This window comes from Afipia carboxidovorans OM5 (assembly GCF_000218565.1).
Taxonomy (GTDB): Bacteria; Pseudomonadota; Alphaproteobacteria; order Rhizobiales; family Xanthobacteraceae; genus Afipia; species Afipia carboxidovorans.
On record NC_015684.1, the window covers coordinates 2,528,807 to 2,548,186 of the forward strand.

The 19,380-nt window shown below is 60.2% G+C and carries 17 protein-coding genes, 4 tRNA genes and 1 pseudogene; 10 read left to right on the plus strand and 12 right to left on the minus strand.

Going from position 1 to position 19,380, the window contains the following annotated elements; genetic code table 11:
- Nucleotides 1-171: 171 nt before the first annotated feature.
- Nucleotides 172-906: a metallophosphoesterase family protein gene (locus OCA5_RS11800; RefSeq protein WP_012562812.1), complete on the minus strand. Its 735-nt coding sequence runs from the start codon at nt 904-906 to the stop codon at nt 172-174.
- Nucleotides 907-1,047: 141 nt separating this feature from the next.
- Nucleotides 1,048-1,123 (minus strand) — tRNA-Trp (locus OCA5_RS11805).
- A gap of 175 nt (nt 1,124-1,298) precedes the next feature.
- Between OCA5_RS11805 and OCA5_RS11810 the strand changes: the two genes are divergently transcribed.
- Nucleotides 1,299-2,996 carry a sensor histidine kinase gene (locus OCA5_RS11810; protein WP_012562811.1) on the plus strand — a complete coding sequence of 566 codons (1,698 nt, stop codon included), beginning with the start codon at nt 1,299-1,301 and terminating at the stop codon, nt 2,994-2,996.
- 72 nt (nt 2,997-3,068) lie between these two features.
- Here OCA5_RS11810 and OCA5_RS11815 read toward each other — a convergent pair whose 3' ends face one another.
- Genes OCA5_RS11815 through OCA5_RS11835 form a run of 5 tightly spaced genes read right to left on the minus strand, consistent with a single transcriptional unit; the run spans nt 3,069 to nt 8,792 of the window.
- Nucleotides 3,069-4,235 carry a YncE family protein gene (locus OCA5_RS11815; protein ID WP_012562810.1) on the minus strand — a complete coding sequence of 389 codons (1,167 nt, stop codon included), beginning with the start codon at nt 4,233-4,235 and terminating at the stop codon, nt 3,069-3,071.
- Between the two features lie 8 nt (nt 4,236-4,243).
- Nucleotides 4,244-5,815 (minus strand): thermosome subunit alpha, encoded by a 1,572-nt coding sequence (thsA, locus tag OCA5_RS11820; RefSeq protein ID WP_012562809.1) that lies wholly within the window; start codon nt 5,813-5,815, stop codon nt 4,244-4,246.
- Between the two features lie 48 nt (nt 5,816-5,863).
- Entirely contained in the window at nt 5,864-6,628 is a 765-nt protein-coding gene (locus OCA5_RS11825) for an ABC transporter ATP-binding protein (protein WP_012562808.1), read from the minus strand.
- Nucleotides 6,625-7,485, minus strand: a complete 861-nt coding sequence (locus tag OCA5_RS11830) for an ABC transporter permease (RefSeq protein ID WP_012562807.1) — start codon at nt 7,483-7,485, stop codon at nt 6,625-6,627. Before OCA5_RS11830 ends, OCA5_RS11825 begins: the two co-directional genes overlap by 4 nt.
- Before the next feature lie 38 nt (nt 7,486-7,523).
- A complete protein-coding gene (locus OCA5_RS11835) occupies nt 7,524-8,792 on the minus strand; it encodes an ABC transporter substrate-binding protein (protein ID WP_244405950.1) in 1,269 nt (422 codons plus the stop codon).
- A 325-nt stretch (nt 8,793-9,117) separates the two neighbouring features.
- Between OCA5_RS11835 and OCA5_RS11840 the strand changes: the two genes are divergently transcribed.
- Both OCA5_RS11840 and OCA5_RS11845 read left to right on the plus strand, forming a co-directional pair.
- A complete protein-coding gene (locus tag OCA5_RS11840) occupies nt 9,118-10,395 on the plus strand; it encodes an aconitase X (protein WP_012562805.1) in 1,278 nt (425 codons plus the stop codon).
- Between the two features lie 24 nt (nt 10,396-10,419).
- Nucleotides 10,420-10,848 carry an aconitase X swivel domain-containing protein gene (locus OCA5_RS11845; protein WP_012562804.1) on the plus strand — a complete coding sequence of 143 codons (429 nt, stop codon included), beginning with the start codon at nt 10,420-10,422 and terminating at the stop codon, nt 10,846-10,848.
- Between the two features lie 121 nt (nt 10,849-10,969).
- On the opposite strand, the gene OCA5_RS11850 is transcribed toward OCA5_RS11845, so the two are convergent.
- A complete protein-coding gene (locus OCA5_RS11850; RefSeq protein WP_422836354.1) occupies nt 10,970-12,649 on the minus strand; it encodes a cobaltochelatase CobT-related protein in 1,680 nt (559 codons plus the stop codon).
- Between the two features lie 208 nt (nt 12,650-12,857).
- Between OCA5_RS11850 and OCA5_RS19590 the strand changes: the two are divergent.
- Together OCA5_RS19590 and OCA5_RS11855 are read left to right on the plus strand one after the other, a co-directional pair.
- Nucleotides 12,858-13,040 (plus strand): annotated as a pseudogene (locus OCA5_RS19590) (helix-turn-helix domain-containing protein); the annotation flags it as partial.
- Nucleotides 13,041-13,109: 69 nt separating this feature from the next.
- Nucleotides 13,110-13,634, plus strand: a complete 525-nt coding sequence (locus tag OCA5_RS11855; protein WP_244396191.1) for an IclR family transcriptional regulator — start codon at nt 13,110-13,112, stop codon at nt 13,632-13,634.
- A 113-nt stretch (nt 13,635-13,747) separates the two neighbouring features.
- Here OCA5_RS11855 and OCA5_RS11860 read toward each other — a convergent pair.
- Nucleotides 13,748-13,833: transfer RNA gene (locus tag OCA5_RS11860), tRNA-Tyr, on the minus strand.
- Between the two features lie 277 nt (nt 13,834-14,110).
- Here OCA5_RS11860 and OCA5_RS11865 point away from each other — a divergent pair.
- The 3 genes from OCA5_RS11865 to rlmB all read left to right on the plus strand — a co-directional run bounded on the left by OCA5_RS11865 (nt 14,111) and on the right by rlmB (nt 15,659).
- Nucleotides 14,111-14,184, plus strand: a tRNA-Gly gene (locus OCA5_RS11865).
- Nucleotides 14,185-14,392: 208 nt separating this feature from the next.
- Nucleotides 14,393-14,650: a GlsB/YeaQ/YmgE family stress response membrane protein gene (locus OCA5_RS11870; protein WP_012562800.1), complete on the plus strand. Its 258-nt coding sequence runs from the start codon at nt 14,393-14,395 to the stop codon at nt 14,648-14,650.
- A 184-nt stretch (nt 14,651-14,834) separates the two neighbouring features.
- Complete coding sequence (gene rlmB / locus OCA5_RS11875) at nt 14,835-15,659, plus strand: 23S rRNA (guanosine(2251)-2'-O)-methyltransferase RlmB (protein WP_012562799.1); 825 nt, start codon at nt 14,835-14,837, stop codon at nt 15,657-15,659.
- Nucleotides 15,660-15,722: 63 nt separating this feature from the next.
- On the opposite strand, the gene OCA5_RS11880 is transcribed toward rlmB, so the two are convergent.
- Both OCA5_RS11880 and OCA5_RS11885 read right to left on the minus strand, forming a co-directional pair.
- On the minus strand, nt 15,723-16,289 hold the full coding sequence (locus OCA5_RS11880; RefSeq protein WP_012562798.1) for a hypothetical protein: 567 nt from the start codon (nt 16,287-16,289) through the stop codon (nt 15,723-15,725).
- Between the two features lie 66 nt (nt 16,290-16,355).
- Entirely contained in the window at nt 16,356-16,817 is a 462-nt protein-coding gene (locus OCA5_RS11885) for a hypothetical protein (protein WP_013913207.1), read from the minus strand.
- Nucleotides 16,818-17,005: 188 nt separating this feature from the next.
- Between OCA5_RS11885 and OCA5_RS11890 the strand changes: the two genes are divergently transcribed.
- Together OCA5_RS11890 and OCA5_RS11895 are read left to right on the plus strand one after the other, a co-directional pair.
- A tRNA-Thr gene (locus OCA5_RS11890) sits at nt 17,006-17,080 on the plus strand.
- Nucleotides 17,081-17,285: 205 nt separating this feature from the next.
- Nucleotides 17,286-17,486 carry a hypothetical protein gene (locus OCA5_RS11895; RefSeq protein WP_012562796.1) on the plus strand — a complete coding sequence of 67 codons (201 nt, stop codon included), beginning with the start codon at nt 17,286-17,288 and terminating at the stop codon, nt 17,484-17,486.
- 392 nt (nt 17,487-17,878) lie between these two features.
- On the opposite strand, the gene OCA5_RS11900 is transcribed toward OCA5_RS11895, so the two are convergent.
- Nucleotides 17,879-19,327, minus strand: coding sequence for an Nramp family divalent metal transporter (locus OCA5_RS11900; protein WP_012562795.1), 1,449 nt, complete (start codon nt 19,325-19,327; stop codon nt 17,879-17,881).
- Nucleotides 19,328-19,380 lie beyond the last annotated feature (53 nt).

Sequence of the window (19,380 nt, forward strand, 5' to 3'; positions counted from 1 at the left end):
GGAAGAGCCGCCAGGCGGGCTCGATTGTCCGGGGAGTTAAAGCCGCGCCGGATATCCGTCAAACGGGCCGGCAGCAGGTCGCAGCTATCTACTGCGGCCGCGAGGCAAGGTCAAGGTACCCTCCTCGGCCCAAAGCCGCCCATGCTGCGGGCTGAGGCGTCTCAAGCCTCTTCAAACAAAGCCGAAATTCCCGCCTTCGAGCCAGATGCAGGTCAGGCGGCCGGAGGCAAAGGCCCGGGTGTCGATATTGATGCGGTTCGGCCGAATCTCGGGCTCGGTCGCGGGCGTGTGGCCATGAATAATGAGTTTCTCGAACAGCCCCTCATGGTTCAGGAACTCATGCCTGATCCAGGTCCGATCCGCGACCGACTGTGCCGCAAGCGGAATGCCGGGCCGCACGCCGGCATGGACGAAATAAAGGCCGCCCGCCTCATAGGACAGCAGCAGATCGCGATAGAACACGCGGTGGCTTTCCGGCAGCGAGCGCTCGAACGCATTGGCAAGCTCAAGCGATTCTGCGGGGTCCGGCTCCGGCGAGGCCGCAATGCCGTAGGAGGCCAGCGTCTCGATGCCGCCGAGCGTGCGCCACGCCGTCATGATCTTCGGGTTGTGCGGGAAATCCAGCACATAGGCTTCATGATTGCCGCGCAGGAAGACGCAGCGCTCCCGGCGGCCAAGTTCAATCAGCATCTCGACGACACCGCACGAATCTGCGCCGCGGTCGATGTAGTCACCGACAAACACCCGCAACGCGTCCACGCCGGGGTGAGCGGCATGATGCGCCTCGATCGCCGCAAGCTTCTCCTGCAGCAGATCGGCACGGCCGTGGATGTCGCCGACCGCATAGATGCGCATGCCGTCAGGCGCGCGAAATCCGGAAGGAATGGGTTGAGCTGAAGTCGTCATAAAGTGTCCCGGTCCGCCAGTCAATCGGCGAACCGCATAAGGGATTCGTGTAACGCTGATATCAAATCGGCGGGACAGCCGCCGGCCAACCAAATCCGCTCTCCAAGTGGAGACACACCAACGAATGGCGGAAACGGAAACTGGCAGGGGCGGCAGGGCTCGAACCCGCGACCCTCGGTTTTGGAGACCGATGCTCTACCAACTGAGCTACACCCCTACAGGCGGGTTTCTATAGCCGACCGTTCGACGTTCGTCACGCCTTTCCCGCCGGAAATTTCCGGTGCCATTTCCGGCGGATACGCGGCTTGACTCGCCCGTTCCCGGCTTTCTTAATGAATCGAGGTCATGAGGTCGATCGGAAGTATGGGAACCGCGACTTGAGCTTTCCTTCCATGCGCCGCATGTCGCTCGTGTCTCGCCTCCTGTCGCTCGTACTGGTCGCCTGCCTGCCGGGCCTCGCCGCTCTGATCTATTCCTCGATCGACCTGCGCAATACCCGCTATCACGACGTCAACGCCGAGGCGTTGCGCAACGCTCATTTTGCCGTCTCGGAGCTCGACCAGGTCTTCGAGGGCATCAAGGGCGTGCTCCACGCCGTCGGCCAGGCGGCCGAGGTGCGCGGCAATGACATCACCCAGTGTCAGGAATATCTCACGCGGGTGCGCGCCCAACTCGCGCCGCTGACGTCGATCGTCATTCTCGACCGCGACGGTTACAGCCGCTGCTTCAGCGAAGGCACCGTGCCGACCGTCAGCCTCAGCGACCGCTATTACTTCCAAGAGGCGCTCGCAACGCGGCAGTTTTCCGTCGGCGATTACACGCCGAGCCGGCTCTCGAACCGCAAGATCGTGCCCGTCGCCCTGCCCGCCGTGACCGGCGACCATGTCGACTTCATCGTCGCCGCCGGCATTAATCTCGAATGGCTCGGTCGGCAGTTGCGCGAGCGCGGGCTTGCGCGCGGCAGCGCCGTCACCGTCGCAGACCGAAACGGCATCATCCTCGCGCGCGAGCCGAATCCCGAGCGTTTCATCGGCACGACTTTCCCGACGCAGTATATGTATCTTTTATCGGAGGAACCGGGCACGGCGGACATCCGCAGCCGCGACGGAATTCGGCGCGTCGTCGGTTATGTGCCCGCACCCTACACGCCGTTCGGACTTTACGTCTCGAGCGGCATCGCACGCACGGAAGCCTTTGGACCGGTCGATCGCGCGCTTCGCAGCAGCATCATGCTGTTCGTGCTCGGCAGCGCCGCCGCCTTCGTGCTCGCATGGCTTGTCGGCAACAGCATCATCCGTCGCCCGCTGATGCAGATGGTCGAAACCGCCGAGAGCTGGCGGCGTGGCGATGACAGCGTGCGCAACCACCTCGACGGACGCAATGACGAGATCGGCGTGCTCGGCCAGACCTTCGATCGCCTGATGGACGAAAATGCACGGCGCGAGGAGGAACGCGAGCTCTCCGAAGCGCGACGTGAGATTCTCGTTCACGAGTTGGCCCACCGCGTGAAGAACACCCTTGCGACGGTGCAGTCCATCGCCACCATGAGCTTCCGCAACAATCAGGGACCGGAGGCGCTGCGCGGCTTTCAGGAGCGACTGCAGGCGCTGGTGCGCAGCCATGATCTGCTCACCCGCCACAACTGGCAGCATGCCGATCTGCGCGAGGTCGCCGAAGCAGCGCTTGCGCCCGCGCGCGAGGATCTCGCCCATCGCTTCACGCTATCCGGGCCGCCCGTCGATCTCCGCTCGGCAATCGTGGTTCCGATCGCGATGATCTTCCACGAGCTATGCACCAATTCCCTGAAATACGGCGCGCTCTGTAACGATACCGGCCACGTCGAGGTGCGGTGGACCAAACAGCCGGACGAACGCGGCAATCTCATCAACCTCATCTGGAGCGAGCACGGCGGGCCGCCAGTGAAGCCGCCAGAGCGCGAAGGCTTTGGTACCCGCCTCCTCACCAGTCTGACGCGGCAAATGGGCGGCAGCTACGAGATGAACTACGCGGCTGCCGGTGTCGTCTGCGATATCCGCCTCGTCACCCGCGCCGACAATGTCGCAGCGGAGAGCGAACCGGCGAGCGATTGATCGCGCGAAACGTGCGAGCGCCGCATCTGGCTCTGCCTTACGATCACCACGCGATTGTGAGGAAGTCCCCGATCAGTGGCAAAACGCGATCGATCCCGCCATTACCACTTCTTCCGGCGCAAAGCTGAGCTCGGTGATCATCCCCGATAGCTGATTTTTTCTTGCATCGATGATCGCGATCGATCGCATGTCTTTTGACGGGATGAACACTCTTAATCCGTCCGGGGTAGTAGCCGATTTCCCAAGCTGCCCTGACAGGTGGATGACCGAAGCCACTCTCCGATTCACCAGATCGAGCACCACGATATTGCTGTCGGCCTGATCGACCGCAAACGCCATCGTCTCGAACCACGCCGTGCTGACGTTCGCTATTTTCGGGCCGATGTGGAAATTGGCGACTTCCGATTGCGAAGCCATCGAAACGAGCGACACGCTCTGATTCCTGTCGCTCGACAATAGAATAAAGGCACCGTCTGCCGTGCTATAGGCCCGATCGACCGCCCCCTTGCCGACGCGGATATCCTTGACCGCACCTTTCTCGGTAAGATCGACAACGGAGACGTTCGGCGAGTTCTCTGCAATCGCAAGCGCAAACCGGCCGTTTGGGGTTTTGTCCAGCGACCGAAGCCCAAGACTCTTATCGTCCCGCCGCACGTCGTCGCGCGTGGCTGCGAACGCATCGACGATCTGCACATTCCTGACGTTGATGACACTCACCTCGGGCGACGATTTCCTAGTGATGAGAATTTCCTCGCCAGTCCGATCAAAGCCGAGTGAACTGATATCGCTAAGCCCGGCGACTTTGCCGAGGATCGCGCGGCTGCGAAGATCGACAAGCGTCACCCGCCCGATTTCGGTGTCGGCAATCGCAACAACCCCGCTCTTGGCGTCGTACTGAAAGAAACCAATCTCGGAGCCGATATTGATCGGCCTCGCAAGCCGGCCTGCCGAGAGATCATAGACTTCAACCTGACGGCTATTGTCCGGAATCGATAAAAGCAGTTTTTCGTCTTCAATGACGTAGATCGCGCGCGGCTTGTCCTCGAACCGAATCTCCTGAACAGCCTTGTCGGATTTTGTATCGATCAAAATCACATAAGGTGAATCGGTCCTGACATAGGCGTAGCGCCGCAAATCCTCTACGGCGCTTGCGTGTCCCGGCACAGCAAGGCCCAGCAGCAACAGTGCGCAGCCAATGATCTGCCCGATCCGCAACATCATCGTATGAAGATCGCACATGATGTCTCCTACGCCCGGTCGCGCGTATCTCCGATAAACATGTCGTCGATGCGCAGGATCGTCACAGCCACCTCGGTGGCAGAGACGAGCGCCTGCGCCTTGATCTTGGACGGCTCGAGAATTTCCCGTTTCCAGCAATCGGCAACGTCACCCTCGACCGCGTCAAAGCCCGCCCACTCGCGTCCTTTCTCGTGCTCGTCCTCGATCTGGGAAATCACCTCGATAGGGTCTTGCCCGGTGCTTTCGATCAGGGTCCTCGGAATGACGAGCAGAGCTTGCGCGAAGGTTTCGACGATCAGCCGTTCTTTTCCCTTCAGGCTGCTCTTCGCCCAGGTATCGAGAGCACGCTTCAATCGAATCTCGATAGCGCCGGCGCCGGCCACCACCTTGCCGTCGCTCAGAATGCTGGCGATATCGCCGATCGCATCCTCCATGGCGCGGCGAGCTTCCTCGGCGGCGTGTTCGGTCGCCCCGCGGATCACCAGTGTCACCGCTTTCGGATCCTTGCACTCCTCGACAAAGATCATCGCGCGACCGCTTTGGTTGTCTTCACGGATTCTCCCGGCAAAGCCGAGATCGTCCGGCTCGACAGACACCGCATTGGTGACGATGCGCGCGCCCGTTGCTTGCGCGATGCGGATGAGATCGCTTTGCGGCACTCGCCGCACGCCGAGCACGCCCGCTTTGCTCAGGAAGTAATCGGCCGGCTCCTCGATATTCTGCTGGCAGAACACCGCCGTGCAGCCCGTCGCCACCAACTTGGCCGTGATCTCGGCCAGCGTGCGCTGTTCCTGCTCGATGAAAGCCTGCATCTGCGCCGGATCGCTGATCTGGATCTGCGCGGTGATTTCGGGATTTCGGATTTCCAGCGCTTGCTCGATGATCGCGATTTTCGCCTGCCGGACTTCCCGCGGCATATGCGGATGCGCACGCTCCCGCGAAATCAGCACGCCGTTCAACAATTCGCTCTGATCGAGAGACCCGCCGATCATGCGCTCGAGCTTGAGCGACCTCAGGTCGACATCCTGTCGCCCCGCCTTGGTATCTATCGTCTGCTCGATGCCCTTGAGCGCCAATTGGGACAGATGATCCTTGGCACTCTCCGCGCTTTTTCCGATCATGGCGGTTTGCGCGGCCGACAGAAGCAGCTGCGGCGTGTCAATGGATGCAGGCTCGCCGATCTGCTTGAGAATGGTCTGTGCCATCCCTTCGGCCAGACGATACCCCTGGGCAATGAGGGAGGGATGAATGTTCATTTCCAGAAGATGCTGCGCCCTGCGGAGCAACTCGCCAGCCAGCACAACGACAGACGTCGTGCCGTCTCCGACCTTTTCCTGCTGGGTAATCGCCGCTTCGATCGCAAGCTTGGCCGACGGATGCTTGATCCGCATGTTCGTCAACAGCGTATAGCCGTCGTTGGTGACAATGATGTCCCCAAGGCCATCGACAATCATCTTGTCCATGCCCTTGGGGCCCATCGTCGAGCGGATATCGTCAGCGAGGCTGCAAACCACGGCGATGTTGGTGCGATGAGCGTCTTTACCTTTGGTCCGACCTACCGACGATTCAGATTCGCTCATCTTGTCTCCAACACCACTCGTGAAATGCGGAATACCGATCAGTCTGCTTCAGTATTCCCCGTCTCGCATAACACGATATATCTCCCCCTCCATGTCAACCAGTTTGCGGTCCGTTGAATCCCGCTCGATATTCGGCTTGCCGAGTTCTTCGTCCAGATCGTAGATCTTGGCGATCTCGCCCGGGCGGGTCTTGAACAACGATATCCGGTTACCGAGCAACAGCGCTTCGCGGATCGAGTGCGTGACAAAGATGATGGTCTTGTTTGTCTCGCTCCAGATTCGCAGCAACTCACGCTGCATCACCGAGCGCGTCTGCGCATCGAGTGCGCCGAACGGTTCGTCCATCAGCAACGCTTCAGGATCGTTGGCAAGCGCAGTGGCGAGAGCCATTTTCTGCTTCATGCCGCCGGAAATCTGCGACGGATAATGTGACGCAAATTCCGTCAACCCGACGAGGTCGATGAATTTCTGGGCAACCTCGGCGCGCTGCGCCTTCGGCATACCCTTCATTTCGAGACCGAACTCGACGTTGCGGCGAACCGTACGCCAGGGAAAGTTGACGCCTTCCTGAAAGATCAGGCCACGATCCGGACCGGGGCCCGTGATCGGCGTTCCGCAATGGAGAATCCGTCCGTTGGACGGAAGCTCGAATCCGGAAATCATCCGCATCAAGGTCGTTTTGCCGCAACCGCTGGGTCCGAGGAAGATGTGAAGTTCCCCCTGCCGGATATCGAGATCGACGTCGCGGAGCGCCTGGAAGCCTCCGAAAATCTTGCTGACGCCGCGAACGCTGATAGCTGGTTCCATCATCATCCTTTTACGATCCCTTTCTTCCAGGAGAACAGCATACCCTCAAGGTAGATCATGGCCTTTGTCATCAGCACGCTGAGCAGGCCGATGATCGCCATGCCGGCCATGACGGTCGCGGTGTCGAAGGAGAAGCGTGCCTTCCAGATCAACCAGCCGAGGCCGTACTTCACCGAGATCATCTCCGCCGCAACCACCACCATCCACGAAAAGCCGACGGCGATCCGCATGCCGACAAATGTCTGAGGCATCGCGGCGGGAATGACGACCTTCAACAAAATCTGCCCCGTGCTGGCGCCGAGCGTTCTGGCGAACTCGATCATCCGCCGATCGACGTTACGAACGCCGGCGATCGTTGCCACCAGGATCGGGAAGAACGATCCCAGCGTGGTGATGAACAGCACCGACTTGAACCCTACGCCAAGCCAGATGATGCTGAGCGGAATCCATGCCAGCGGAGGAATGGGCCGCAAGATTTCGACAATTGGGTTGAACAGATCCTCACAAACGCGAGACCAGCCGATGGCCACACCGAGTGGAACGGCTAGCAGCATACCAAGCCCGAAGCCCATGAAGACGCGATAGCAACTCCATCCAATCGCAAGAAAGAGATCGCCCTCAACCGCATTGACCCAGACCGACTTCAACACGTCGGTGAAAGCCGGGAGGATAATGGGTTCGAACAGACCCGACTTGCCGAGGATTTCCCAGACCACGATCAGGCCTGTGAGAACGCCGTAGATTCGTACATTCCCCCAGATCCTCGCAGTGCGAGCGACCTGGGCGGGATCAGCCTCTTGCGTCGGCGAGGCGAGACTGGCGACATCCTTCGTCGCGGATGCAGCTTGAGATTGTGAACTCATAACCTTCCTTTCCTTCATCCAACTCGCGCCTGGCTGCATTATCCAAACTTAGACATGGCCTCGGCCCAGACCCGATTCCGGAAATCCTGGGACGTCACATCCACGGGGCCCTTCTGGGTGACACCGGCGGTCGACTCGAAACCGGCCTTCAGCTCCATCGAGTTCTTGGTATCGATGAGTTCATCGAGCTTGAGGTTCTTCTTCGCCAAGCCGATCTTCCGCATCGTGTTGTTCCACACGCTGTCGCACGACTCCCAGTTGATGCCGTAGTGCCAGCGCGCACGATTGAACATCGCAACGTATTCAAGCGGGCCTTTCGTGCCGGACACCGCCGCGGCGATCTTGATCGTCTCCGCGGGATTATCCTTCATGAACTGCGCCGCCCGCCGGTGGCCTTCGATACAGGCCTGCACCATTTCGTCCGGCAGACCGGGACGCGCGGCGAGCGCCGTGCATTGGGTGTAAGTCTGCTCAGGAAGTCCGTCGCAAGGCATCATGTTCTTGCCGCTGTCGAGGCAGTGCGCGATGACTTTGCCCTTCTTGAAATATTCCGGATACGAGCCGAACTGTTCGCAGATCAGTTGGCTTTCAACGACGCCCGACATCATGGATGAGGAGACTTCCGGCGGCGGCAGATACTTCAGGTCGAGATCCCTGTCGGCATCGAGACCGTTGTCCTTCGCGGCAATCATCGCGCAGGCATGCGTCAACGTGCCCGGGACCTGGGTCGACATGCCAATCGGATTGCCTTCGGCCGCACGCTTCTTTGCTTTCTCGAAGAAGCTCGGAATATCCGTGACGCCTTCATTGTAGAGCTTGTCGCTCACGGCGAGACCGCCCATGCCGAACATGCCGCCAACGATCAGCCGCGAGTTGATGCCCTTCTGTGCAGCGAGGCCCGGCGTGTTCGAGCCGACATAAGCAAAATCGATCTCGTTGCCGATGAAGGCTTCCATCACCTGAGGACCGCCTGCAGCGCCGAGGAACTTCGCGTCCCAACCCATGCTCTGGAAGATGCCCTTCTTCTCGAGAATGTAGTCGAAGAGGCAGCAGTCGAGCGTGTTGATGTAGCCGATCCGGATGGTGCCCTTCTTCGCGCCCTTCTCGGCTGCGTAGGTCTTCGACACACCGAGCCCGAGATTGCCGATGGTCGATGCAATCCCGAAGCTTGCAGCGATCGACGCCGAGATCTGCGCGAACTCGCGCCGGGAAATTCGGCGCTTCGAAATGCGCTCGAGTTCGTCGCGGTGCGCGAGATAATTGCGGTGGAGTTTTCTGAAGTCCGTCTCCGAGACCTGATCGTCCATGATCATGTCCCAAAGCCCTTTCGTTCTCTGACGATCGGATGTCGCGCTTCTTGTGTCCATGGTTCCCTCCTCCGAGTTTTAGCTTTGCAATGAGTCTCTTCTGACGACCGGACTCAATCGAACAATCTTGCTCCTTCTCCAACTCCCGCAGCCTGTGACACGAGGTCCACGCCAGGCCCCGACAAGCCAACTGTTGCATGCGTCGCGTTTTGATGCAACATTAATCGTATTGCGTTTGGTTTTGCATATCTCGGAACCGAATCGACAATATTCCAGCCGCCGGAAAAAACGGCGACTGCGACTGGGAACTCACAAGGAGCGCACGATGAAACTGACCGACGAAGACAAAAGAAAACTGGACGGTAAATACGGTCCGGCCGTGCAGCATGCGATGGAACACCTCGTCAAATTCGGCGAGGCCTTCGAAGCAGAGGAAATGGTCGACTGCCACAGCGCGCATATCTTCTCCGATTACCGCACGATCGGAGATGGCGGGCTGGCCTTCTATCAGCGACTAGCCGACATGGGCGCGAAGATGGGCGTTATGACGACGTGCGAGCCCATTTCGATGGACTTGAAGCACAAGCACGAATTCAACTGGCCCGAGGGCTACGAGGAAAAACAGAACGCGATCATCGACTGCCTGCGTCGCATGAACGTGGTGCTAACCTACACCTGCACCCCCTACCTCACCCAGAATCTGGTTCGCTTCGGAGAAAATATCGCCTGGATCGAGGGCAACGCGACAGGCTTTGCCAACTCCCTGATCGGCGCGCGCGGAAACCGCGAAGACAGCGTGAACTGCCCGATGGCCAGCATCACCAAGCGCATTCCGAAGCACGGCATGCTCGATCCACGTAATCGTGTGGGCTCATGCCTGGTCAAGCTCGATCCCGAACTGATGGCCTCGATCGGCGGCGAAGGCGCCAAGACCGGCGACTTCGAAGCGCTTGGTGCGATCATCGGCGACTTTGCCTATGACCGCATTCCTGTGGTGAGCGGCATGCCGCTCGGGCTCGGCAAGGAAGAATATAAAGCGCTCAGTGCGGCCTGTTCACCGGCCATGACAACCACCCTGCTGCTGTATGTCGGCGTCAGCCCCGAGGCGCCCACTCTGGAAGCGGCATTCGGCGGCAAGGTGCCGAAGGACATCGACACTCTCTACGTCGACCGCAAAGCGCTTCGTCGCATGTATGAGGATCTCTCGACGACCAAGAAGTCCAAGGTCGACGTCGTGGTCTCCGGTTGCCCGTTCAAAACCATCGAAGAAATTCGGGAAGTCGCCGACCTCCTCGGCGACCGCAAGGTGAAGAGCGGGATCAAGTTCTACATCCACACCGACCACCCGACCTATTCGCTTGCGGAAGAAATGGGTCTCGTCAGCAGGATCGAGTCGGCCGGCGCGCTTCTGACCCGCGACACCTGCGAGTTCTGCATGCCGATCGAGACGATGTTCGGACCGGAGATCAATATCGCGACCGACAGCATGAAGATGCGGCGCCTTGTCGCTGGAGAAGGCAAGCCAAGCTGGCGCTACGGCACGCTCGCAAACTGCGTCGACGCTGCCGTGACCGGTGAATTCGAACTGCCCGCCTGGAACTGAGTCCGGCAATCAGGAGACGACAAGATGACGACAAAAACCACATTGCACGGCCGCATGGTGTCCGCAGGCGTGGCCGAGGGTGAGGCCTTGGTGACCGACAAAGCTCTCAGCCTCCATGCCGGCGCGATCGCCAATGAAACAGGCTTCGTGCGAATCCAGGATCATCCGCTCTCGGGTCACTGCATCAAGGACAAGATCCTGATCTACGACACCGACTATTACACGACCGGCGCGACACTCAGCCTCTACACCAAAAAGACCGTGTTCAATTCGGCGCCCGCCGGCATCATCTGGCGCAAGGCTCACGGTATCGGTGCAAGCGGCGCGATCTACAGTGGGATTCCCGCCGTCCATAAGATCGAGGAAGGAAAGCCGTGGGAATTCATCAAGACCGGCGACTGGGTCAAGATCGACGCCGACCGCGGCGTGATCGAAGTCACAAAGCGGGCCTAACCTTCCATTGTATCTGAGGCTCGCTTTGACTGGCGTGTACAGCGATGTACACGCCTTTTTTTGACCGCGCTTATGACAGCGCGCGCTGACATAAGAGATCGCTCTCTTATGTCTCGCTCGCCTACAGCCTCTTGCGGATTGCGCGTTCCAGCAGCGCGACCAGTTCCGAGGTCAGCGCCGACGCCAGCGTCGCGATACCCTCGATCCGTATCGATTTCTTGTAGAACGGACTGAGGTCATGACCGACGCCAATGCCCACGAGTTCAATCGCTCCCTCGCCTTCGATACGTGAGATCACATCGCGCAGATTGTTCGCAAGATAATCACGGCCGTTCAGCGTCAGGGTCGAATGATCCGCGGGAGCGCCGTCCGACACCACGATCAGAATGCGATGGTCTTCCCCACGCTTCAGGAGTCGCTCATGCGCCCACGCCAGTGCCTCGCCATCGATGTTCTCCTTGAGAATGTCGTCCTTCATCATCAAGGCGAAGGCCTGTTTGGAACGGCGCCATCGCTCGTCCGCGGATTTGTAAACGATATGCCGAAGATCGTTCAGCCGCCCCGGCGCGGTCTCGCGGCTCGACGACGACCACTGGTTTCGTGACCGCCCGCCATTCCATGCCGCGGTGGTGAAGCCGAGCACCTCGAGCTTGACGCCGCATCGCTCCAGCGCCTGTGACAGAATGTCGGCGCAGCAGGCCGCGACCGTGATCGGCTCCCCTTTCATCGAAGCCGAATTGTCCAGCAGCACGCAGACAACAACGGAGCCAAGTTCGGACTCTTTCTCGATCTTGTAGGATGCCGACAACACGGGATCGGTGATGACGCGCGTCAGCTTCGAGACATCCAGCAGACCTTCTTCAACGTCGTAGTCCCATTCGCTGCGTTGCAGGACTTGCAGCCGGCGCTGAAGGCGATTGGCCAATGCGCCGATGGTGGAGCGTGCCGAGAGAAGGTGCACATCGAGCTTTGCGCGCAGCTCCGCCAATTCACTGGCATTGGCCAGATCGACAGCCCGCACCACTTCGTCATAGTCTCGCGTGTATGGCTTATAGACAAACCGCCTGGCCTCGCCCGCAGCCATCGTCATAGCGGGCCGCACCCTGCGGGGCCGCAGCACCTCCCTGCCATGTTCGAGCTTTCCGCTATCGTCGGGGAAGTACTGCTCGGTCTTCCGGCGTTTTTTCATCAGCTCGGACGGGTCATACTCCTCACGTCCATCGCCGGCCCTGCGACGCAGCTCTTCTTTCGTGTAACGCCTCCGCTCAAGTCCGCTATCCGCAAGAAGCGCATGCGCAAGATAGGCAAAGGCGAACTGATCTTTGGCAGCGTGCCTGAGCCCGATGTCTTTCCCTGAGAAAACACGTTCGACGTCGTCAATTTCCGGTTCGAGCACGGCGCGGATCGACGAAGGGATCGCAAAATCGAGCAGCCTCTCCGTTGCAACGATGGAGAACGCAAGGCTGAGCTTCGCCTCGGGGCGATCGGAAAAATACTGATCCGCTATCGCGTGCTCACATTCGGCAGCGAATAGCGCCCGAAAATTGGAGCGCATTCCAGGCCAGCGGCGGGTGCCGCAACTCTCCACCCGCGCACGCTCGGCTGCATGAAAAGCGGCCCGTGCCGAATTCTCATCCGGGAGCAGACGGCTGTGGAGCTCTTCGTCATGATAGAGTTGATAGACCGCGCTTCGGTCGGATTGACCGCGCAGGACGAGAGCGGCGCGCGTTTGAGCTTCCGCCGGCGCCAAGCCTCCCGGGACGTTCACTCGCGGCGCTTTTTTGTCCGCGCCAACAGACACAGCGGGCGGCGCCAGCGACCTCTCCGTAGCCAGCAAGACCTCGTTCAAAGAGGCCGAAGCCCTTCGCTCACCACTCTCCAAACCGCTTTCAACCCCGTTAAACGCAAGGATCGCTCATCTATATTAGAAATGGACGAAATTGGACACTTTTTGCTCGTTTCTGTAGTTTTTCTGCTTATAGTGCCGGAAGGTAACGGAAGATGGGGCAATGCTTAAAAAACTGGATCAACGCGATCGGGATAAGGGTCAGTCATTTCTTCGCGCCTTCAAATTGATGGAAGCCATCGCCCGCTCATCGACGCCGCTCAGCGCGACGGAATTGAGCGACCTGACAGGCACCTCTCGCCCCAGCGTGGTCCGCCTATGTCAGACGCTTCAGGAGGAAGGTCTGGTCTCGCGCGCCATCGATGGAAAGAGCTACACCTACGGTGCAAGGCTCTGCCGGCTCGGCATGGACATCATGGCCGGCGGCGCCATGATGGCGGAACGCTCTCTGCTATTGAGACAGGCGACCGAGAATATCGGCGAGACCTGCAACATCGTTGTCCACGACCACGGCACGATGGTGATCGCGGATCGCGTCGAATCCAACTGGGCCGTGCGTGCGGCTTTCGATGTCGGCACCCGCGTTCCGCTGGAAACATCGGCGTCCGGCAAACTCTTTTTGTCGAGCCTCCCCAAAGCCTCCAAGAGCCGAATTCTCACCGCGATCGCCAAGTCCTCAGGTGCGGACAAGCGAAAAAAACTGCAGAAAGAACTCGATGCCATTCGCGCGCAGGGCTTCAGCGTCGACGACCAGATTTTGCAGGAGGGAATGGCCGCGGTCGCAGTTCCCATCAAGGACTCTCGCGGCAGGTTCTGCGCCGCCTTGTCGGCGCAGGGCGCAACCTTCCGTTTTTCGGTCAAGGGCAAGGATGCGGAAAAGCACGCCGCCATGCTGCGCCCGTTTGCCGATCAGTTCCAGAAGCTGATCGGGGCGGCGTAGGGAGACAACGCCACGCCCCGCGACCACGGCACGGTCGGTGCGGAAACGCGATTGCTTACAGGTCAAAAACAGAAAACGCTCGCGAAAATTCAATTTCGCGAGCGTTTTCAATATGGTGGGGGAAGAAGGACTCGAACCTTCGAAGCCATACGGCGGCTGATTTACAGTCAGCTCCCTTTGCCACTCGGGACACTCCCCCAATCAGCGTCATCGGAGCGCTCCGCCGCAAGGCGGTAAGACAATCCAGCATGACGGTGAAAAGCGAGCCCGTTCACGGGCAGCCCGGTCGGCGCGTTTATGAGCGAAGCGGCGGGGAAAAGTCAACCAATCCAGTGTGGTTATTTCGGGAATGCGGCCTGTGGGAAGGCTCCGCGAGCGCCTCGGCCAGGGTGAGCGCCTCGCCGATACGATCGGCGAAACCGTGCGGGAATTCCCCGGTTGCCATTGTGCCGGGGGCATTGCATATCTTGCGGCATGCGGGTGTAGCTCAATGGTAGAGCAGCAGCCTTCCAAGCTGAATACGAGGGTTCGATTCCCTTCACCCGCTCCATTTTTCCGGACATCGCCGACATAATCCGTGCACGAATCGGTATTGCCATGCCGATTCAGGTAACCGGCCTGTCACGTCCGCTTGATGTGCGCGCGCCAAAGACGCGATAAAATCCATTCTTGTGGATGGGCGGGCGTGGGACGGTTGTCAAAGCCCTGCAGGGCCAGTGAGTGTGCCCATTCTCGTTCTCAACCGAAGGAGAATCGCGATGCAAGACGCTCAGATTGGATGGATCGCTGCAATCATCGTCGGCGGCTTCGCCGGCTGGTTTGCCGGAATGTTCATGAAAACCGGCACCGGCATTCTGGCAAATATCGTGCTCGGCATTGTCGGCGCGGCGGTGGCCAACTTTCTGCTCGGCCTTGTCGGCGTCAGCCTCGGCGGATGGATCGGCTACCTGATCGCCGGCTTCATCGGCGCCTGCATCCTCATTTTCGTCTGGCGCGCGATCAAGGGACGCAATTAGCCCTCTTTCGGTCCGGCTGCAGTGACAGTGCGGCCGGACTGCAAAACCTCGCGGCGCGACGCACACGCCCGTGCGCTTTTTTCGTGCGTGTAAAACAGCGCCCCTTTCCTCTCGATTGCCAAACCTTCGAGATTGCCATGTCTTCCCAATTGCCATGGCAAAGGCGGCGTGAGACAAGCCGCCCATGGGCAAGCGCGAATACTCCTCTTTCAAAGGCAAAAGCTCGCATCGCAAACCGCCGCACGGCCGCGGCGGACGGCCAGCCTGGCGCGATCGGGACGACCACAATGCCCCCGTCATTCTCTATGGCTGGCACACTGTGACCGCCGCGCTTCTCAATCCGAAGCGGAAGATCCGCAAGCTGTTCGCGACCGAGAACGCGTTACGCCGTCTCACCGAGGAAAACATCACGCTGCGGCCTGCGCCGGAGATCGTGCGCCCCAGCGTCATCGACCAGCGGCTGGGGCCGGACGCCGTGCATCAGGGACTCCTCGCAGAAGCCGATCCCCTGCCCGCGCTCGACATCGCGAAGCTGCCGCAAGACGGCATCGTGCTGGTGCTCGACCAGATCACCGATCCGCATAATGTCGGCGCAATCCTGCGCTCGGCGGCGGCGTTCGCGGTGAAGGCCGTTGTGACGACTGCCCGCCACAGCCCGGAGGCGACCGGCGTGCTCGCAAAATCCGCTTCCGGCGCGCTGGAACTCGTGCCGCTCGTCACCGTGCAGAACCTCGCCCGCGCGCTCAACGAGATGAAGGAGCACGGCTTCCTCACCGTCGGGCTCGACAGTGAAGGCAGCGCCGATCTTGCCGAGACGGAACTGCGCGCGCCGCTTGCGCTCGTGCTCGGTGCCGAGGGCAAAGGATTGCGCCAGTTGACGCGAGAGACGTGCGGCACCGTCGCCCGGCTCGACATGCCGGGCGAGATCAAGAGCCTCAACGTCTCGAACGCGACCGCCCTTGCGCTCTACATCGGCGCGACGCGGCTCGGCCTGATGAAGCAGCCTTAAAACAAGCCGCCTCCCTCCGCTTGCAGCGAAGAGAGGCGAGATAATATCGAGCCTGTCAGGCCGTCACATCTTGTGCGGATGGGCCCGCTGGCTGGAGCGCTGTGCAACAGTGCCGCGCTGCACGCCGGGACGCTCGGTGTAGTAGTAGCGCGTGCGCGGTTTCTGGTAGCGCTGCTGATGCGGACGTTGATGCACGCGGTGAACACGCTTCCGATGCCCCCAGCGATAGGAATAGACCACCGGCCCGCGCAGATGCGCCCCGTCGTAATAATGGCTGGTGGCATGAGCATACGGCCCGCCATTGTAGCCGTAGTAATAAGGCTGGCTGTAAGCGGCCCAGCCCGACACCGAACGCTCCTGATAGGTCGGCACCGGCGCGACGTTGCCCGGGCCGGTGTAGGTCGGGCCCTGGTTGACGTAATAGTACTGCGGCCCGCCGTAAGAGACGCCATCGAGGCTCGGCAGATGCTCGCGGAATGCGACGCCGCAACCGCTCGCGACATAGCCGCAGCCATAACCGGCACCGGACACGAACAGTCCGCCATTGCAGCCGGTGTAACAGGCCATTGCCGGGGCGGCGCTGACCATTGCCCCGACCATCGCGGCGAGGCCCAGAACCTTGAAACGCATACGCACTCTCCTGTCAGCCATCTGTTGTGGTCTGTTTATTGTTGTGTCCGCCGCGGGCGCGCGACGTCAGTTCCTGAACTCCTGATACGGCCGTGGCGCGACGATGACGGCGGGCGGGTCCATCGGTACGGCCGCAGGCGGCGGTGCCGGCGGAGCCGATCGCGCCGACCATGACTGATGATAGCTCTCCGCGGGCTGCGGCAATTTGCGGTTCGCAGGCGGCTCGACCTCAAGCCGGCCATAGCCAGGGCGGCGGCCGAGCGAAGGATAATAATGGCCGACCGGCGGGCGCTCGTAACGATCCCATCCGCCATAAACCGTCGGCTGGACATGAACACCGCGCGCGAGGCCCCAATCGCCTTCCACCATCGCAAACGAGGCAATGCGCCCGTTGATGACAACCGGGACACCCGCCTTGCCGGGAATGGCGAACGCTCCGCCGCTATCGGCCACGGCGCAGGCCGTGCTGCCCACCAGGACGGCAAGGGACGCAAGAATACGCAAACGCATCGGAACCACCTTCCGCATCTGGCGCAATCCTAACGCCACCGCGATTGCCATTCGTTAAGGGACCATCCCCATCAGGCAATAAGGCTAACGCAAAGCATAAGGCTGCGTTCACTAGCAGTGAGTAAAAAAAGAAAGCAAAAACAATGGCGCCCGGCGGATTCCCGGTCTTGTCCAGTTCGGAAAGCGCTGATAGCTGTTGCCACGTTGCCGGCGTAGCACAGCGGTAGTGCAGCGGTTTTGTAAACCGAAGGTCGGGAGTTCGATCCTCTCCGCCGGCACCATAAAAGCCAGTCGGGCACCAAGCCTCTGGTTAATCAGCCGTTTAGCCTGTCCCAAATGCTCTCTTAGCCATACCGCCTCCCCACCGTCACGGTTATCCACAGGCGCGCTGTGGATAATGGGCAAAGGGCGAAAATGCGCCGAACCGCCTCATGGGCGTTGGACTTGGCCTCTATCAACAGGCGATTGAAAAAACGGAGAGTCCGAATGGCGGCTTCCAAGCGTGCGGCAGACAACTACGAGATGCTGGTCGAGGAGACCATCGCAAGCTGCGATGGCAACCTGCGGAGCGCCGTGCGCGCGCTTCTGATCGCTAACGAGCATCTGGAAGCCGAAGTGTCCCAGCTCCGGGATTTCGCACGCGCCTCAGCACGGCTGGATGGCGCGCGTCAGAACTATCTGCACTGACGAAATATGCTTCGCTGATATCGAGGCTACGAATCCAATCCAGGAATCGAACCTGCAAGGCCATCTTCCTTACGAAGACTTATCCCTTGCGCAGCACCCCTCTTCAATCAGGCCATTGGCCACGAGGCGCGGTAGTCACCGTTACAGGTAGGACCAGAGGCAGAAGCCATTCGTCACCACCGCAATGGTCAAAGCAAAAGTCAGGGCACGATCCATCATCATGATTTGCTCGGCAATCTGCGGGGCGCGCTATCGCCCCGCTTGGTTGCCGAGATTTGAGGGAGATTCGGGGTCGGAGTCTCGTGCTTTGTTTTTCCGCGTAAGGCTTGCGGAAAACGCCGTTCCGAGTCCGTCTACCGATTCTCCCTCCTCTGCGTTGTTCGGCCTGCTGCCTAGAACAGCTTTCCGAATTGCGTGACGACCAGGTAGATCGAGAAGCCGCCGTAGAACAGCACGGCCCACAGGCACGCCACGTAGCGCACACCACCAAGCCCGATGCTCCTCGGGAGCATGCCGCGGTTCAACTGGATCAGCAGCACTGAGTACACGAACATCACGAGGCCGTTGAGCGCCGATGCGATGATCAGCAGCAGAAGCGGCTGCTTCACGCCGGTCAGCAGGATGATCGAACCGAAGGCGATCATCAGCCAGGCCACGATGAAGTAGACGCGGCTTTCGGTCCAGGTCTTGCTGTCGCGAGTCCAGTTGGTCTTGATGATGTCGGCAACCAGACGGCTGACCATGTCGATCACCGCAAGGTTGGTCGACATCAGAACGACCACGCCAGTGCCCCAGAACGCGGCACCCACCCATGGGCTGACCTGTGCGCTCAGGTTCTCACCCAGCAAGCGGACGAAGTCGAAGTTCTGCGCCTTGCTGCCAACACCGACATAGGTGAAGGCGAGAGCCATGAACAACAGAATGGCGAGCAGGCCCAGCACGAAGAAGGTGATGAACTGCTCACGGTCGGCCACGTTCCACCACCCGCGCCAGCGGGCGAGGTTCTTCTCGTCCTGCGGGAAGAAGTAGCCAATCGCACCGCTTCTCGTTTCGTCACCGGTGATCGGCGACACGATCTTCGGCAGATGCGCACCCATGCCGAGACCCTTGTCGCGAACCCAGTTCGACTGCGCGAGGTTGAGCGATCCGCCGGCACCGGCGAAAGCGATGGCGCCGAGCAGCAGCGCAACCGGGATCGAGGTCATCGCGGCTGGCATATTCGGGATTTCAGTGGTGAAGCCCGCGAACAGCGCGCTCCAGCTCTTGCCCGTCAGCAAACCGAACACCGTGTAGATCATGAACAGCACGATGAGGCCGACCAGGAAGAACTGGATCTTCTCCACCGTCTTGTAGACGACCGGCGAGACGGTCAGCACGATTCCGATCAGCACCAGCGAGGCGATCGTGATCGGCACCACCGCCGCTTCCGAAAGGCCGAAGGTGTAGGTGATGGCCGTCGAGCTGCCCGTGGCCCAGCCCGGCCACATCCACGGGATCACGACCATGAAGATGAAGAGGAAGCCCCATGGTTTCCATAGCCGGGTGAACCCGGTGATGGCGGTCTCACCGGTCGCCAAGGTGTAGCGGGTGATTTCCATATTGAGGAAGTACTGGGTCAGGATGCCGATCGTTGCGAGCCATACCAGCGCCATTCCGGTCTGGGTGGTGATGTACGGCCAGAGAACATACTCACCCGAGCCGATCGCGCCGGCGAGCAGGATCACGCTGGGGCCGACGACTTGCTTGAATGGTAGCGGTTCGGGGAGATCTCGATAGGTAACGGGGGGGAGATTTTTGCTGGATATCTCCGTAGCGATGTTGGACGAAGTTTGATCGACCATGTGCAATACCCTTCCGAATATGAAGCTGCACCAGTGGCCATTTCCTTGCGGCC